At 70.8% G+C, this 15,994-nt stretch carries 14 protein-coding genes; 9 read left to right on the forward strand and 5 right to left on the reverse strand.

Annotated elements, in window-relative coordinates; all coding sequences use genetic code 11:
• Nucleotides 1-1,011: a helix-turn-helix transcriptional regulator gene (locus ACH4YP_RS12405; RefSeq protein ID WP_361060770.1), complete on the reverse strand. Its 1,011-nt coding sequence runs from the start codon at nucleotides 1,009-1,011 to the stop codon at nucleotides 1-3.
• A gap of 294 nt (nucleotides 1,012-1,305) precedes the next feature.
• On the opposite strand from ACH4YP_RS12405, the gene ACH4YP_RS12410 reads away from it, so the two are divergent.
• Nucleotides 1,306-1,641, forward strand: coding sequence for a hypothetical protein (locus ACH4YP_RS12410; protein WP_361060768.1), 336 nt, complete (start codon nucleotides 1,306-1,308; stop codon nucleotides 1,639-1,641).
• A 227-nt stretch (nucleotides 1,642-1,868) separates the two neighbouring features.
• Here the strand turns inward: ACH4YP_RS12410 and ACH4YP_RS12415 are convergent, their stop codons facing one another.
• Nucleotides 1,869-2,282, reverse strand: a complete 414-nt coding sequence (locus ACH4YP_RS12415) for a TIGR03618 family F420-dependent PPOX class oxidoreductase (RefSeq protein WP_361060766.1) — start codon at nucleotides 2,280-2,282, stop codon at nucleotides 1,869-1,871.
• Between the two features lie 132 nt (nucleotides 2,283-2,414).
• Between ACH4YP_RS12415 and clpB the strand changes: the two genes are divergently transcribed.
• Nucleotides 2,415-5,024 (forward strand): ATP-dependent chaperone ClpB, encoded by a 2,610-nt coding sequence (clpB, locus tag ACH4YP_RS12420; protein ID WP_398490554.1) that lies wholly within the window; start codon nucleotides 2,415-2,417, stop codon nucleotides 5,022-5,024.
• A gap of 118 nt (nucleotides 5,025-5,142) precedes the next feature.
• On the opposite strand, the gene ACH4YP_RS12425 is transcribed toward clpB, so the two are convergent.
• A complete protein-coding gene (locus tag ACH4YP_RS12425; protein ID WP_189843293.1) occupies nucleotides 5,143-5,661 on the reverse strand; it encodes a DUF2617 family protein in 519 nt (172 codons plus the stop codon).
• Nucleotides 5,662-6,591: 930 nt separating this feature from the next.
• Between ACH4YP_RS12425 and ACH4YP_RS12430 the strand changes: the two genes are divergently transcribed.
• From ACH4YP_RS12430 to ACH4YP_RS12440, 3 genes are all read left to right on the forward strand, one after another.
• Nucleotides 6,592-7,809, forward strand: coding sequence for a pyridoxal phosphate-dependent aminotransferase (locus tag ACH4YP_RS12430; protein WP_398490487.1), 1,218 nt, complete (start codon nucleotides 6,592-6,594; stop codon nucleotides 7,807-7,809).
• 253 nt (nucleotides 7,810-8,062) lie between these two features.
• Nucleotides 8,063-8,320 carry a hypothetical protein gene (locus ACH4YP_RS12435; RefSeq protein WP_361070121.1) on the forward strand — a complete coding sequence of 86 codons (258 nt, stop codon included), beginning with the start codon at nucleotides 8,063-8,065 and terminating at the stop codon, nucleotides 8,318-8,320.
• An 8-nt stretch (nucleotides 8,321-8,328) separates the two neighbouring features.
• The gene (locus ACH4YP_RS12440; RefSeq protein ID WP_398490555.1) at nucleotides 8,329-8,697 is read left to right on the forward strand and encodes a hypothetical protein; all 369 of its coding nucleotides are present in this window, start codon (nucleotides 8,329-8,331) and stop codon (nucleotides 8,695-8,697) included.
• Nucleotides 8,698-8,721: 24 nt separating this feature from the next.
• Here ACH4YP_RS12440 and ACH4YP_RS12445 read toward each other — a convergent pair whose 3' ends face one another.
• Complete coding sequence (locus tag ACH4YP_RS12445; RefSeq protein ID WP_398490488.1) at nucleotides 8,722-9,651, reverse strand: hypothetical protein; 930 nt, start codon at nucleotides 9,649-9,651, stop codon at nucleotides 8,722-8,724.
• A 620-nt stretch (nucleotides 9,652-10,271) separates the two neighbouring features.
• On the opposite strand from ACH4YP_RS12445, the gene ACH4YP_RS12450 reads away from it, so the two are divergent.
• Nucleotides 10,272-11,375, forward strand: coding sequence for a hypothetical protein (locus ACH4YP_RS12450; protein ID WP_361070112.1), 1,104 nt, complete (start codon nucleotides 10,272-10,274; stop codon nucleotides 11,373-11,375).
• A 45-nt stretch (nucleotides 11,376-11,420) separates the two neighbouring features.
• On the opposite strand, the gene ACH4YP_RS12455 is transcribed toward ACH4YP_RS12450, so the two are convergent.
• On the reverse strand, nucleotides 11,421-11,948 hold the full coding sequence (locus ACH4YP_RS12455; RefSeq protein ID WP_361070109.1) for a YbjN domain-containing protein: 528 nt from the start codon (nucleotides 11,946-11,948) through the stop codon (nucleotides 11,421-11,423).
• Between the two features lie 342 nt (nucleotides 11,949-12,290).
• Here ACH4YP_RS12455 and ACH4YP_RS12460 point away from each other — a divergent pair, with 342 nt between their 5' ends.
• The 3 genes from ACH4YP_RS12460 to ACH4YP_RS12470 all read left to right on the forward strand — a co-directional run bounded on the left by ACH4YP_RS12460 (nucleotide 12,291) and on the right by ACH4YP_RS12470 (nucleotide 15,984).
• Nucleotides 12,291-13,931 (forward strand): polyamine aminopropyltransferase, encoded by a 1,641-nt coding sequence (locus ACH4YP_RS12460; protein WP_361070107.1) that lies wholly within the window; start codon nucleotides 12,291-12,293, stop codon nucleotides 13,929-13,931.
• A gap of 121 nt (nucleotides 13,932-14,052) precedes the next feature.
• Complete coding sequence (locus ACH4YP_RS12465) at nucleotides 14,053-14,961, forward strand: SRPBCC domain-containing protein (protein WP_398490489.1); 909 nt, start codon at nucleotides 14,053-14,055, stop codon at nucleotides 14,959-14,961.
• A gap of 225 nt (nucleotides 14,962-15,186) precedes the next feature.
• Nucleotides 15,187-15,984: an aldose 1-epimerase gene (locus tag ACH4YP_RS12470; protein WP_361070100.1), complete on the forward strand. Its 798-nt coding sequence runs from the start codon at nucleotides 15,187-15,189 to the stop codon at nucleotides 15,982-15,984.
• Nucleotides 15,985-15,994 lie beyond the last annotated feature (10 nt).

The following is a 15,994-nucleotide window of genomic DNA, read 5'->3' on the forward strand; positions in this document are numbered from 1 at the left end:
TCAGTGATCCTGCTCCAGAAGCCCCGACTGCGCTATGAGAAAGCCGAGTTGGGCCCGGCTGCCGCTGCCCAGAGCGGTGGCCAGTTTGGCTATGTGGGCGCGACAGGTGCGGACGTTCATGCCGAGGCGGCGGGCGATGGCCTCATCGACATGCCCCTCCACGAGGAGCTTGGCTATCGAGCGCTGGACGCCGGTTATGCCGTCGCGGGAGGGCTCGTAGGGGACTTCGTCACGTAGGGGCGTCGCTCGCTGCCACAGGTGCTCGAAGACCTTGATCAGGTACTTCACCAGCCCTGGATGACGGAGTTCCAGGGCCACCGGCAGATCGTCCCGGGCCGGTACGAACGCGACCGTCTCGTCGCAGATTATGAGCCGCCCGATGAGCTCTTCGAGCGTGCGGATCTCGACCTTGCCGGCGGACATCTCATCGACGTACGCCATCGTGCCGAGGCTGTGTCTGACGGTGTGCTGATACAGGGTGCGCATGCTCACGCCGCGGTCCATCAGGGGGCGGTCGCGCTCCAGGGCCTGGTTGAGGATGTGCTCGCTGCGCCCGCCTCCGGGCTGCACGGTGAGCACCTCGGTACGGGCTTCGGACGTGGCCAGGTTGAGCGCGGCGTTGATCCGGTTGTTGCCCTCCAGCACGGTGATCGCGTGGGTGGGCGCCGGAGCCAGCGCGCTGAGGGCCATGAATGGCTCAAACGATTCGGTCAGTTCGATGGACTGCCGTCGTCGGTCGAGGATCTCCCGTTCGAGCGGGTGGAGACGCTGGGCGAGCGCGACGGAGGGGGGAACCGGCCGCAGCCAGTTGGCGTCGTCGGGATCGGGATGCAGCAGGGCGAATTCCAAGAGGCAAGGGGTTGCCTCGGCCTCGGCGCGGGCGATGCGTCCGGCGCTCAACGCGCTGGCGTAAAGCTGCGCTCCCTCCTCGCACAGCTCTGTGAGCGTATGGGGATGTGTCGGTTGTGAGTACTTTGTTGCCAAATCTCCACCCCCCAGGGTCCTGAACATGCAGGAACATGATGCATCGCCCCTGTGGCATCTACGTGCCTGAATGAGCCATCGTCGTTCCTGGCACGGGGGGAAGGGAACTCATCACGTGAGGACGAAGCCGACTATGTACAGGAGATTGCTTCGCTCGGCGCTTGCCGTTGCTTTCTCTGCGGCCGTGGTCTTCGGTGCGGTCAGCGCCGCGGCGGCGCCGGGCGAGAGCGGAAGCGCTGGCGAGGACGACACCGGGTGGGGCGCGCCGCCGCCCCCCGACACCGGTTGGGGTTCCCCCAGGCCCCAGACCGCCCTGGTCTCATGACCACCCCTCCCGACGACCGCTCCTTCCGCCGAGAAATGGCCACCGCGTACCGCTCCGGCTGGCACTTCATCGACCTGGCCACTGCTGTCCCCCACAGCGGTGACTCGTTGATGGTGACGGTGTTCGGGGAGCCGGTCGTGGTGACCCGGGACGACGACGACGACCTGCGGGCGTACCGGTGTCTGCGACGGCCTCGGGGGGCGCCGCAGCCGGTACGGTGCGCCATTCGGTACGGAATGATCTTTGTGAACCTCGACCAGCGCGACCACCGGCTGGTCGAGCCGGAAGCCCCGGACGTACGAGCCATCTCAGCCACCCCCCGCAGTGCCTGACGCGATTCCCCCGTCGTTGTAAATCGCTCAGGCGCTTCCCCCCCGCAGCGGCGTCACCGTGACCTGAACACGGTGACGCCGCTGCAGTTTCCAGGCATATTTCAGGGCATCCACCAGTTTTCACAAGGGCTGAAATCAGCCTGGTACAGAACTGGTGTACCGCTGTGCGCTCACCTCGCACAGGTCTCCCGTCAGCCATCCCGTCGGCCGCCTCGTCGGCCGTCCCGTCAGCCGTGCCCCAGTGCCGACGTCAGGGTGATCTCGACGACCACCCGGGACGGGTTGGGGGACGGGGTCCGGTCATAGCGCTCGGCGTACCGCCGTTCCGCCTCCGCGACCCGCGCGGGATCCGTGGAGACGGTCGCACGCCCCTCCAGCGTCGCCCACCGCCGCCCGTCCACCTGGCAGACCGCGACCGGGATGCCGTCGGGCCCGCCGGCCAGCACGTTCCGCACCTTCGTGCTGGACTTGTTCGCGATCACCCGAGCGAGACCGGCCCCGGGATCGTATGTAACCCCGACGGGCACCACATGCGGCGTGCCGTCGGGGCGGAGGGTGGTCAGGGTGCACAGGTGACGTTCCCGCCAGAAACCGAGGTACGAGTCGTCGGGATCGTGCGGGTTCACGGGGTACGAGGCCATGGACCGGAACTTAGCCGCTGACCCTCGCCCGCACCTTCTTGAGCGGAATAGACTCAACTTTGTGTACGTTGGTTGGGTCAGGCCGACCTGGAGCACATGTAGGTGCAGGAGCACGAGGAGGAGAACGGACACGTGGACGCCGAGCTGACCAACAGGAGCCGGGACGCGATCAACGCGGCCAGCAACCGGGCCGTGACCGGGGGTCACGCCGACCTCACCCCCGCCCACCTGCTCCTCGCGCTGCTTGAGGGGCAGGAGAACGAGAACATCACCGACCTGCTCGCGGCCGTCGAGGCCGACCAGGCCGGCGTACGGACCGGCGCGGAGCGCGTACTGAGCGCGTTGCCCAGCGTGACGGGCTCCACCGTCGCCCCGCCCCAGCCCAACCGCGAACTGCTCGCCGTCATCGCCGACGCCTCCGAGCGCGCCAAGGAGCTGGGCGACGAGTACCTCTCCACCGAGCACCTGCTCATGGGGATCGCGGCGAAGGGCGGCCAGAGCGGGGACGTACTCTCCCAGCAGGGGGCCAGTGCGAAAAAGCTGCTTGAGGCCTTCCAGAAGAGCAGGGGAGGGCGCCGGGTGACCACCCCGGATCCCGAGGGCCAGTACAAGGCACTCGAAAAGTTCGGTACGGACTTCACCGCGGCCGCGCGTGAGGGGAAGCTCGACCCCGTCATCGGCCGTGACCAGGAAATTCGCCGGGTCGTCCAGGTGCTGTCCCGGCGCACCAAGAACAACCCCGTCCTCATCGGTGAGCCCGGCGTCGGCAAGACCGCCGTCGTCGAGGGGCTCGCGCAGCGGATCGTCAAGGGCGATGTGCCCGAGTCCCTCAAGAACAAGCGGCTCGTCTCGCTCGACCTGGGCGCGATGGTGGCCGGCGCCAAGTACCGCGGTGAGTTCGAGGAGCGCCTGAAGACGGTCCTGGCCGAGATCAAGGACTCGGACGGGCAGATCATCACCTTCATCGACGAGCTGCACACCGTCGTGGGCGCGGGAGCCGGCGGCGACTCCTCCATGGACGCCGGCAACATGCTGAAGCCGATGCTCGCCCGCGGTGAGCTGCGCATGGTCGGTGCGACGACGCTGGACGAGTACCGCGAGCGGATCGAGAAGGACCCCGCCCTGGAGCGCCGCTTCCAGCAGGTGCTGGTCGCCGAGCCGACCGTCGAGGACACCATCGCGATCCTGCGCGGACTCAAGGGACGGTACGAGGCCCACCACAAGGTCGTGATCGCGGACAGCGCGCTCGTCGCCGCCGCCACGCTCTCCGACCGGTACATCACCTCCCGCTTCCTGCCCGACAAGGCCATCGACCTCGTCGACGAGTCCGCGTCCCGGCTGCGGATGGAGATCGACTCGTCCCCCGTCGAGATCGACGAACTCCAGCGGGCCGTCGACCGGCTCCGCATGGAGGAGTTGGCTCTCGACAAGGAGACCGACCCCGCCTCCAAACAGCGCCTGGAGAAGCTGCGCCGCGACCTCGCCGACAAGGAGGAGGAGCTGCGCGGTCTCACCGCCCGCTGGGAGAAGGAGAAGCAGTCCCTCAACCGCGTCGGTGAGCTGAAGGAGAAGCTCGACGAACTGCGCGGCCAGGCCGAACGGGCCCAGCGCGACGGCGACTTCGACACCGCCTCCAAGCTGCTGTACGGCGAGATCCCCACCCTGGAAAGGGACTTGGAGGAGGCCTCCGAGGCCGAGGAGGAGGCCGCCAAGGGCACGATGGTGAAGGAGGAGGTCGGCCCGGACGACATCGCGGACGTGGTCGGCGCCTGGACCGGCATCCCCGCCGGCCGCCTCCTTGAGGGCGAGACCCAGAAACTCCTGCGCATGGAGGAGGAGTTGGGCCGCCGCCTCATCGGCCAGGCCGAGGCCGTGCAGGCCGTCTCGGACGCCGTACGCCGCACCCGCGCGGGCATCGCCGACCCGGACCGCCCGACCGGCTCGTTCCTCTTCCTCGGCCCCACCGGCGTCGGCAAGACCGAACTCGCCAAGGCCCTCGCGGACTTCCTCTTCGACGACGAGCGGGCCATGATCCGCATCGACATGTCGGAGTACGGGGAGAAGCACAGCGTGGCCCGGCTGGTCGGGGCGCCGCCCGGCTACGTCGGCTACGAGGAGGGCGGCCAGCTGACCGAGGCGGTCCGCCGCCGCCCGTACAGCGTGGTGCTCCTCGACGAGGTGGAGAAGGCGCACCCGGAGGTCTTCGACATCCTGCTCCAGGTGCTGGACGACGGCCGCCTGACGGACGGCCAGGGGCGGACGGTCGACTTCCGCAACACCATCCTGATCCTCACCTCGAACCTCGGCAGCCAGTATCTGGTCGAGCCGCTGACGTCCGCGGAGGAGAAGAAACAGCAGGTCCTGGAGGTCGTACGGGCTTCCTTCAAGCCCGAGTTCCTCAACCGGCTCGACGATCTGGTGGTCTTCTCCGCGCTGAACAAGGCGGAGCTGGAGCGGATCGCCAGGCTCCAGGTCGGCCGGCTCGCGAAGCGGCTCGCCGAGCGGCGGCTGATCCTGGAGGTCACCGACGCCGCGCTGGCCTGGCTCGCCGACGAGGGCAACGACCCGGCGTACGGGGCACGGCCGCTGCGGCGGCTCGTCCAGACCGCCATCGGCGACCGGCTCGCCAAGGAGATCCTCTCCGGCGAGGTCAACGACGGCGACACGGTCCGCGTGGACGCGTTCGGCGAGGGCCTGATCGTGGGCCCCACGACGGCGGCCCCCTCCGGCAAGGAGTTGTAGGGAGCCCGGAGTTCGCCCGCGGGTCGGTTGGGGTTGTTGGCTTTTAGGGGCGCGGGGAACTGCGCGAGCAACCCCTACCGACCCGCACCCGCACAACGACCTCCACCCACTCCACCCCTCACGCCGGCGCAGCCACCCGCACCCCCACCCGCGTGCGGGTGGCGACCAGCTGCCCGTCCTGCGGATACGCATGCCAGGTGCGCCAGTGCACTTGCCCTTCATGCCGCTGCGCGAGCATCGCCGTGAAGGCGTGCGGGCTGCCGGGGAAGACCCCCGCCAGACCATTCGGATGGTCGGCCACCAGCGCGAGCAACTCCTGCGCGCGCCCCGCGAACGAGCCCCGCGACAACGTCTCCACCCGCGCGGCGAACTCGTACTCCCAGTCGCCCACCCGCTTGGCGACGCCGAGCGGCAACGGCGTGCTGCTGCCCGGAATACAGGCGACGGTCTCCGAACAGCTGCCCCGCTCCTCCTCCAATAGCACCTGGTGGGACGCCCCGAGCAGTCTCAACTGGAGTTTCGAACCGGAGAGTTCGAGATCGAGCGTGGCGAGCGCGGGCAGCGGTTCGCGACCGAGGGCCCAGGCGAGATCGGCCGCGCGCGTGTCGGTGTAGGCGGTGTTGAGGGTCGTGAGCATGGGTCGGCTCCGCTGCACGCAAAAGGGTGGGGTTGGTGTCTGTGAAGGGCGAGGGGGTGTCGGTCCGTCGCACCCCGGTCGGCGCCGGGCGGGGACAAGGCCCGGGCGGCCAGGTCAGAAGGATGTTCCGGGGTCTGCGTCGGCGATTACGAGGGAATCATGAACGGCGCGTCCGCCACAGCGTTTTTACCCAACTTCGTAGGGTTTCCATCCCCCCGAGGGCTCCACAGCTCAACTGTTCAACCAGGAAGTGCGCCATTGGCTCACACGTGCGCCTTCGCGCCCCCCGCTCTCTCAACGCCCCTCAACGTCCCTCAACGCTCCTCGACACCCGCCCGGCTCTCCTCGCACGGCGAAGCGCCCCACCCGGAGTCGCCTCCCGGCACACGGCGAAGCGCCCGTCGGGAGGCGACTCCCGACGGGCGCTCGTGGTGCTGGACGGCCCGGACGCGGTTCCCCGTCCGGAGCTCAGCTGCCCCGTGTCAGCTGCCTCCGCCGCATCCGCCCCCACCGCCCCCGCCCCCGCAGGACGACCCGCCTCCGCAGGACGAACCGCCACCGCAGGAAGAACTCCCCGTCGAACAACCGCCGCCCGAGCCCGAACCGGAGCCCGAGCCCGAGCCGCCGGCCCACCAGCTGTGCCTGGACCGGCGCGAACGCCTCGTGTTGCTGCGCCCCGCCGCGGACACGACGGCCACGAATGCCACCGCGATGACTGCCACCAGGATGATGCCTCCGATCATGGCGCCACCCTCCTTCCGTTCCCCCGAAGCGGCCCCCCGTGGGCTCTGCTTCTTGCCTGTGCTTCTGTGTGTTTTTGTGCCTGTTCCTCTTGCTGCTTCTCTGCGTGTGCTTCTTGTGTGAAGGGGGGATGCCCCCGCGCCTGACGAACCAAAGCAGAGTTGAGCAACTCCAGAGGTTGAGCGCAGGATGACGGTCATGACCTCCAGCGCACGCCGTCCGCTTCTCAACCGCCGCCTCGCCGAGTTCGGCACGACGATCTTCGCCGAGATGTCGGCCCTGGCCCTGAGTACCGGCTCGATCAACCTCGGCCAGGGCTTCCCCGACACCGACGGCCCCGAGGAGATCCGCGAGGCGGCGGTACGGGCGCTGCGCGACGGCCGCGGCAACCAGTACCCGCCGGGCCCGGGCGTGCCCGAGCTGCGCACCGCGATCACCGCGCACCAGGAGCGCCGCTACGGCCTCACGTTCGACCCGGACACCGAGGTCCTGGTCACGGCGGGCGCCACGGAGGCCATCGCCGCGGCCATGCTGGCCCTCCTCGAACCGGGCGACGAGGTGATCGCCCTGGAGCCGTACTACGACTCGTACGCGGCGTGCGTCGCGATGGCGGGGGCCACGCGCGTGCCGGTCACCCTGCGCCCGCATGAGGACACCCGCGACGGGGTCGTACGCCGGCGCTTCCGCCTGGACCTGGACGAGCTGCGCGACGCGGTCACGGACAACACCCGGCTGCTGCTGATCAACACCCCGCACAACCCGACCGGCACGGTCCTCACCCGCGAGGAGCTCACCGCGATCGCCGAGCTGGCCGTCGAACGGGACCTGCTGGTCGTCACCGACGAGGTGTACGAGCACCTGGTCTTCGACGAGGCCGAACACATCCCGCTCGCGACCCTGCCCGGGATGCGCGGGCGCACGGTCACCATCGGGAGCGCGGGCAAGAGCTTCTCGTTCACCGGCTGGAAGGTCGGCTGGGTGACGGCCGCGCCCGACCTGGTGGCGGCGGTCCGCTCGGCCAAGCAGTTCCTGACGTACGTGGCCTCCGGGCCCTTCCAGTACGCGGTCGCCGAGGCGCTGGCGCTGCCCGACACGTACTTCGAGGCGTTCCGCGCGGACATGCGGGCCAAGCGGGATCTGCTCGGCGCGGGGCTCGCGGAGGCGGGCTTCGAGGTGTTCAGGCCGGCCGGCACGTACTTCATCACCACCGACATCCGGCCGCTCGGCGAGAGCGACGGCTTCGCGTTCTGCCGCGCCCTGCCCGAACGCGCGGGCGTGGTCGCCATCCCGAACGCCGTCTTCTACGACCACCGCGAGGCCGGCGCCCCCTTCGTCCGCTTCGCCTTCTGCAAGCAGACCCCGGTCCTGGAGGAGGCGGTGAACCGCCTCAAGACGCTGGCGGGGTGAGCCGGGCGGGCGGAGGGGAGGAACGGGCTCGGCGGCTGTGACGCACTCGCCGAGATCGCCTGTGCCCTCGTCAAGGACACCCAGGGGGAACGCGAGTCGGTCGAACTCGTCCTCAAGCAGATGGAGATCGTGGCCGCCCTGTGGGCGCCTGGGGCCAAGTAGAGGATGGTCGTATGCCGGACGGGTTAGAGTGACGCCACGGGTACGGGTACGTACCCGTACCCTGGCTGGTCGGTGAAAGGGAACCCGCATCATGTCCGACGCCAACGTCCGTATCCCCGCCGATGCCCGCAATCGGCTTGCCGAGATAGCTGCTGGGGAAGGGCTCTCCCTCCGCTCCTACCTGGCCCGGCTCGCCGAGACCCTGCTCACTCCGGCCGAGCGGGCCGAGCGGGCGGAGAAGGCACGGGCAGTGCTGCGGGAGTGGAACGGCTACGACCCCGACGAGCGTGAGCAGGCCGAGCTGGACGCCGAGTTGGACCGCCGTATGGCCGAGGCGGGTGCCCCGTGACGCGTGACGTGCATGTCTTCCTCGACGAGAGCGCGATAGTGGCCGCAGGGAGGGGCAACGTCCTGGCCTCCCGGTTGATTCATCGAGCTCACGCCGAGCCGGACTGGTTCCTGTACGCCACCGTGTGTGCCCTGGTCGAGGCGGACCGGGCCCGGCCGGGCACAGCGGAGCACATCGCCGCCCTGCCCGGAATCACGATCGTCGACCTGGACCTGCCGGCCGCCCTCTCACTGGCCCGCGCGACGACATGGGCCGACGCGCACACCCTCCACGCCGCCCAGCCCAGCCCCGACCGGCCGGATGGTGCGGTGATCGCGACCGCCAGGCCGCACGCGTGGAAGGAGCATCCGGTGCGCACCCTCGATCTCAGCCCCTGACCTCAAGAGGCAAGGACCACCGGCTCAGCCGGCCGCGCGGAGATGGTCCCCGGCTCGGCAGTCCCGGCAACGGCCGGGTTCCGTCGCGCGGAAGCCCCGGTCGCAGCCGTCGCAGTTGCGCATGGGCGCGATCGCCGGACGTACGGCGGGTTCCGCGCCTCTGGCCGGTGCGGACAGGGGCGTCTCCTTGAGCCGGTAGGCGAGGATGCCGGCCGGGCGGATCAGGGGGCCTGCCGGGAGCCCTGCGGTGAGGTGGTCCGTGACCTGCGTGGGCATCAGGCCTGCCGCGAGCCATTGAGAGACGGCCGGTGCGAGCCGTACCGCTTCCCGCGCGGACAGGACGAGACGGGGGTCGACCCTGCGCAGGCCGGCGAGAACGGCGATGGCCCGAGGGTCGGCGTCGGCGAGCGCGATCGGTGTCTCCGCCTCGGCTTGTACCGCCGCGGCCACCGTTTCCTCGGCGGCCACCGTCTCCTCCGCAGTCACCGTTTCCTCCACGGCCGCGGACGTGGGTGTGACCGTCGCGGGGGCGGGCTGCTTCCGGGGGCGGCGGGGCTTGGGTCGCTCGGGAGGGCCGCCCGGGTCCGGATCCAGGTCCGGATCGCCGCCGGGGACGTCGTAGAAGAACGTCCGGGTACGGACCTGCCCGGTGGGCGTGCGCTCGCGGCGGCGCTCCAAGTACCCGGCGGCTTCCAGTTCCCTGAGCGCCCGTGAGATCAGGATCTCGCCCTCGGTGAAGTGCTCGCACAGGGCGGCGATGGTCACGGGAGTGCCGGTGGGCAGGGAGAGGATGTACACCGCCACGCCGATCGTGACCGCGCTGCCGCGTTGCTGGGCGAGGGCGTTGGAGATCACCGTGAAGTCGGCCGTGAGGCGGGTGCGTACGTGGATCACGCCGGACGTCGGAGCTCCGGCGTCGGCGCGCAGGCGCGCGTTAGACTGCGAGTCAGCCATCGGGAAGCCACTTACTTCCTGGTTGGTCAGGCCCTCGTTCGGGATGCCAGTCCCGGCCGGGGGCCGTATCTGTTTGCGGTTGTCGCGGCGAACGTAACCGCCCTCATCCCGCGCCTGCAAGCCGGTCACTCGGACGGGTGACGCGGGCCTCCCGGCCAGGGAGGGTGGGCGGGTGGGTAGTTCTTTCCCCTGGTTCTTTGGGGAGGTCAGTGGCCTGCCGGACCCTCGCGGACAAGGGCCCGGTGAGCCCGGAACACGGACGGCGGCCGGGGCCCGGCCGCCTCAGGGACGGTGGTGCCCGGCCTCAACTCGCCTACGAGGGTGGCCCAATCCATCCAGCGACATCCGGAAACGGCACGGCAGGAGTTCGCTGTCACGGCGGCACGCCGGAATGACGGAAAAGCGGGCGAATCCGCACTCGCCCAGCCGCGAGTTGCCCGCACAATCGTAATAATTTGTCGCAAAGTTCGCGTGTGACCCAAGTAAGTACCCAAGCAAGTGCCCTCGTGCCTTCTCCGTGCCCTGCCGCGACGGAATCCGCCACGGGCTCCGCCACGGAATCCGTCACAGAGTCCGCCACCGAAGGCCGTGCCCGGCCGCGTCCGTCCCCCGTGGCGGCGATGGGTACCGCTCTCGGGCTGTTCGTCGTCGCCCGGCTGCTGGGTGCCGCCGCGGTGGCCATGGTCGCCTGGGCTACCGGTGGGCATCCGGTGCTGCTGCTCGGCCGGTCGTGGGACTCCATCTGGTATCTGCGGATCGCCGGGGACGGCTACGGGCGCAGCCTGCACTTCCGCCCCACCGTCGTCCACAGCGACCTGGCGTTCTTCCCGCTCTACCCGGGACTGCTGCGGGCCGTCACCGAGCTGACCCCGCTCAGCGGCCCCGGCGCCGGCCTGCTGGTCTCGTGGACGGCCGCCGCGGTCGCCGCCTGCGGGATCTACGCGATCGGGGCCCGGCTGCACGACCGCACCGTCGCCACCGCCCTGGTCCTCCTCTGGGGCCTGATGCCGCACTCCGTCGTGCTGTCGATGGCGTACACGGAACCGGTCCTCACCGCCTTCGCCGCCTGGTCGCTGTACGCCGTGCTCACCGGCCGCTGGGTGTGGGCGGGCGCCCTCGCGGCCTGCGCGGGGCTGGCCCGGCCGAACGGCTTCGCCGTGGCGGCGGCGGTGCTCGCGGCGGCGGCGTACGAGATCCTCAGGCGGCGCGGAAAGGTTTCCCACAGGCTGTGGACGGGCGCGGCGCTCGCACCGCTCGGGTGGGCGGGGTTCTTCCTGTGGGTGGGGCGGCGCAAGGGCGATCTGCTCGGCGGGTACTTCGAGGTGCAGCGGCTGTGGGGCTCACGCTTCGACTTCGGCCTCGGCGCGCTGCGCTTCGTCAAGCATCTGCTGCTGCAGGGCGACCGGCTGGTCTTCCCCATGTCGATGGTGATCGTCGCGGCGGGCCTGCTGCTGTACGGGCTGCTGATCGCCGACCGCGCGCCCCTGCCGCTGCTGGTCTACGCGGGCGCGCTGCTGCTCGTCGCCGTCGGCGGCGCCGGTTTCTTCGAGTGCAAGCCGCGGTTCCTGCTGCCGGCGTTCCCGCTGCTGCTGCCACTGGCGTGCGCGCTGGTACGGACGGCGAGAGCCCGGCCGTGGCACGCGACCCTGGTGGTCGGCGCCCTGGCCGGGCTCTCGTTCGCGTACGGGGCGTACCTCGTCGTGCTCGCCCACAAGCCGCTGTGAGCCGCCGCGAGGCCGTGGCCCGCGGGGCTCGCGCCCGAGTGAGGCCTACTCGTCCTCTTCGGGCTTGTCGGCCTCGTCGATCTCCTGCTCCAGGCCGAGCTGCTCGACGAGCCACTTGTCGAACTCGATGGCGGCGCGCACCCAGCTGACCGTGGACGACACGAAGTGCTCCAGGCTGACGCCCGTGCCGATCAGCATCTGCGCCTCGCCGATCAGGCGGACGGTGCCGTCGTCGTGCGTGTGGCTGTAGACCTTCGGCCACAGCGTGCGCCGGTTCCAGTCGTCGATCGACTCAAGGAGCTGGGGCTTCTCGTCGATCTGGTGCGGGCGGTCGTAGAACGTCCGCACCGAGAAGACCTGCTGGTCGTCTTCGCCCCGGAACATGAAATACGTGCGGAACTGCTCCCACGGCGCCGCGAGGTCACCCTCGTCGTCGACGACATACTTCAGCTCCATTTGGTCCAGGAGCTGCTTCACAAGGTCCTGATCAGGGACGACGGGGCCCGCCGGTCCGCCGGAGTTCGGCTCGGGCTGGCCCCCGAAGTTCGGAATCGAGGACGGGTCGATAGACATTCGGTGGGTACTCCTGAGGATTGCACGTGGTTACCTGACTTCGACCCTAGCCGTGATCGGCGTTCAGTAGTCCTTTGGCCCCAGGAGAATCGGACAGAGGCGCGGGGCAGGTCCCGTAGGGGGCGCGAGGCAGGTCCCGTAAGGGGCCCGAGGCTGTGACATTCCGCGGCTCCGCCGCGTGCCGCGCGACCGGCTCCCGCTGACCCGCACCCGACAACCGGACCGAACAGAACCACCCCGTTCACGGCCCGTACGCGCCCTGGCCAAAGTATGCGTTCAGGCCCGAGTTTCCACACGTGTGGGTGACAGGACGCTGTTGTTCGGTGACGTACCGTTCGCTGGGTGATCGAGCCGCACGCCCCCGCCCAGCCCGGCACGGCCACGGACCGGCCAGGCACGGCAAAGGCCCCGCCGCCCCGGAGCGGCCAGGGCCCGGCGTGCCTGCCGGTCACACCGGCCACCGGTCGGTTCCTCGTCCTCGCCGGCGTCTTCATCTGCGCGGCCTGCGGACTCGTGTACGAACTCGAACTCGTCGCCCTCGCCTCGTACCTGATCGGCGACTCGGTCACCCAGGCCTCCGTCGTGCTGTCCGTGATGGTCTTCGCGATGGGCCTCGGCTCGCTCGTCGCGAAGCGCCTGCGCTGCCGCGCCGCGGCCGGCTTCGGAGCCGTCGAGGCCCTGCTCGCGCTCGTCGGCGGCTGCAGCGCGATGGCCCTGTACGCCGTCTTCGCCTGGACCGGAGACTGGGGCGGCGCCTGGGAGGGCGGCTCCAGCTACGTCCTCGTCGGCTTCTCCCTCGCCATCGGACTGCTCATCGGCGCCGAGGTCCCCCTGCTGATGGAGCTGATCCAGCGCATCCGCAGACAGGACGCGGGCGGCGCGGTCGCGGACCTGTTCGCCGCGGACTACGTGGGCGCGCTGGCCGGCGGACTCGCCTTTCCCTTCCTCCTCCTGCCGCTGCTCGGCCAGTTGACCGCGACGCTGATCACCGGAACCGTCAACGCGATCGCGGGCGGCGCCCTCGTCCTCGGCCTGTTCCGGCACGACCTGACCCGGCGGGGCCGCTGGCTGCTCGTCATCGCCAACCTCGTCGTGCTCGCGCTGCTCGGCTCGGCCGCCGTCCTGGTGGACGACTTCGAACGGGCCGCGCGGCACGCGGTGTACGGCAAGGACGTACGCGTGGCGATGCACACCGACGTCCAGGAGGTCGTCCTCACCGGCGGCACGGACGGCCGTCCCCTGGACCTCTACCTCGACGGACGCCTGCGGGTCAGCGGCAGCGACGAACACCGCTACCACGAGGCCCTCGTCCACCCCGCGATGAACGGCACGCACGCGCGCGTGCTCGTCCTCGGCGGCGGCGACGGGCTCGCCGTGCGCGAGGTGCTCCGGCACAGCGGCGTACGGCGGGTCGACGTCGTCGAACTCGACACCCGGCTCGTGGAGCTGGCCCGCACCGACCGGGCGCTGTCCGAACTGAACGGACACGTCTACGGGGACCCGAGGGTGCGGGTGGTCGCCGCGGACGCCTTCGGCTGGCTGCGGCGGGCTCCGCGCGGCGCGTACGACGTCATGGTCTCCGATCTGCCCGATCCCGGGATGACATCCAGTACGAAGCTGTACTCGCAGGAGTTCTACGGGCTCGCCCGGGGTGTGCTCGCGGGCGGCGGGCGGCTCGTCGTGCACGCGGGGCCCGTGGCGTCGCGGCCGCGGGCCTTCTGGACGGTCGACGCGACGGTACGGGCGGCCGGACTGCGGACCGCCCCGTACTCCGTGGCCGGACGCGACTCGGCGGCGGCGAGCGGGTCCCGGGCCCCGCACGACTGGGGGTTCGTCCTCGCCTCCCGCGCCCGGCCCCAGCTGCGTACGCCGCCGGGCACGCCGTACGTACCGTCCCTGCGGGCGGGCGCGCGGGCGGCCGAACGCACCCGGCTCACCGGCCTCCCGCCGTCCACGCTGGTGCACCCGAGGTACGCGGACTGACTCCGACCGACGCCGGACTGATCACGACATTGACTCCGACCGAGTCGCTCTGCCGAGGGATCCGGGGGAATCCCCTCATACAGAGGTGCGGTACGGGTCGTGCTGGGTAGGCTCGGCCGACATGGAGCATGAGGTGTTCGTTCCGGTTCCCGTCGAGTCGCTGCGCGAGGCTCTCGCCGATCCCGCCCGGGTGGCCCGGGCCGTGCCCGGCCTCCAGCAGGACGCGGGGACACCGCCCGTCTCCGGCCGCCTGAAGGTACGCGTCGGCGGGCACGCCATCACGTATCGCGGGGCGCTCACCGTCTCCCCGCAGGACGACGGCACGTACGCCGTGGAGGCCGACGCCACCGAGGCCCGCGGCAGCGGCACGGTGAAGCTGGCCCTGACCTTGGCACTGCGCTCGCGGGAGGGCGACCCGAGTGGCTCGACCGTCACCTTCACCGGTACGGCGTCGGCCGACGGCCGGGTCACGGAGCTCCCGGCGGACGCGGTGACCTCGGCGACGACCCGTTTGCTGAACCGCTTCGCGGAGGGGCTGGCCGCGCCGGACGGGGCCGCGGCTGCTTCCGGCGGTTCTACGGGAACGACGACGGAGGCGGCCCCCGAGCCCGAGGGGTCCGTCCCTGAGCCTGAGCCCGAGCCCGAGGCGGCGGCCCCGGAGCCTTCGCCGACTGAGGAGCCCTCGCCCGCCGAGCCGACCCCTGCCGCCGAGGAGCCCTCCTCGATCCACGAGGCCGAGGTTCCGCCTCCCTCCCCCGAACCGTTCGCCGAGGAGGACTTCGAGGGCGGTTTCGAGGACGACGCGGTCCCGGCGCCGGACGCACCCGCCGAGGCGGCGCACGCCCGGCGCACGATGATCGGCCGCAGCGCGGAGGAGGTGGACCACGCGCCTCCGCGGGGTCGTTACGCCCCGGTCCCGGCGCCCGAGTCGACGGGGACCGGCGCGGCCCTCCGCTGGGCGGCCCCCGCGGCGGCCTTCCTGCTGGCCTCGGCGGTAGTACTGGGCAGAGCCCTCCGCAAACGCCGGTAGATGTCTCAGGTGCGGCTGGGTGCGGGCCGGCCGCGCGGTTCCCCGCGCCCCTAAAAGCGGGGCTGCACCCCTGGCTTTCGTCTTTCAGGGGCGCGGGGCTGTGACATATGCGGCTCCGCCGCGTGGGCGCACTCGGCCCACGCCCACCCGCCCCCACCAACCCGCAGCCAAGCCACGCCCCAAGTCCCCCAAACCCAGCGGAGCGCGGAGCGCTAGGGTTCCCGCGTGAGTAACGAAGACATCACGCTGACCGCGGCCGACGCGGAGGTGACCGTCCAGCCCGGCAACGGCGGACGAATCGGCGGACTGAGGGTCGACGGAGTCGAACTGCTCCGCCAGGGCCAGAAGTTCGGCTGCTTCCCGATGGTCCCCTGGTGCGGCCGCACCAGGGACGGCCGCTTCCTGAACGGCGCCACCCCCCACCAACTGCCCCTCAACTCCCCACCCCACGCCATCCACGGCACCGCCCGGGACGCCGCCTGGCACACGGCCCGCACGAGCGGGAACGAGGCCGTCATCACGTACGACCTCGTCGACCCCTGGCCGTACACCGGCCGTGTCACCCAGGTCGTCGCCCTGACCGCCGACAGCCTGACGCTGACCATGTCGGTGGAGACGTACGACGACTCCTTCCCGGCGCAGATCGGCTGGCACCCCTGGTTCAACCGCAACCTGGGCGGCGAGGGCACCGAGGACGTGCGGGTCGACTTCACCGCCGCCTGGCAGGAGGAGCGCGGCGACGACCACCTGCCCACCGGCCGCCGTAACGACCCGAAGCCCGGCCCCTGGGACGACTGCTTCGGGATGCCGGACGGAGTCGACGTCACCCTCACCTGGCCGGGCCGGCTGGAGCTGAACGTCGCGAGCCGCGAGCAGTGGGTCGTCGTGTACGACGAGCAGGAGGCCGCCGTCTGCGTGGAGCCGCAGACCGGCCCGCCCAACGGCCTCAACACCCTGCCCCGCCTGGTCACCCCCATCGATCCGCTCGAAGCCACCACCACCTGGACCTGGCGCCGCCTCTAAGCTGAGCCGC

This window comes from Streptomyces sp. NPDC020747 (assembly GCF_044334695.1).
In the GTDB taxonomy this organism is placed as follows: Bacteria; Actinomycetota; Actinomycetes; order Streptomycetales; family Streptomycetaceae; genus Streptomyces.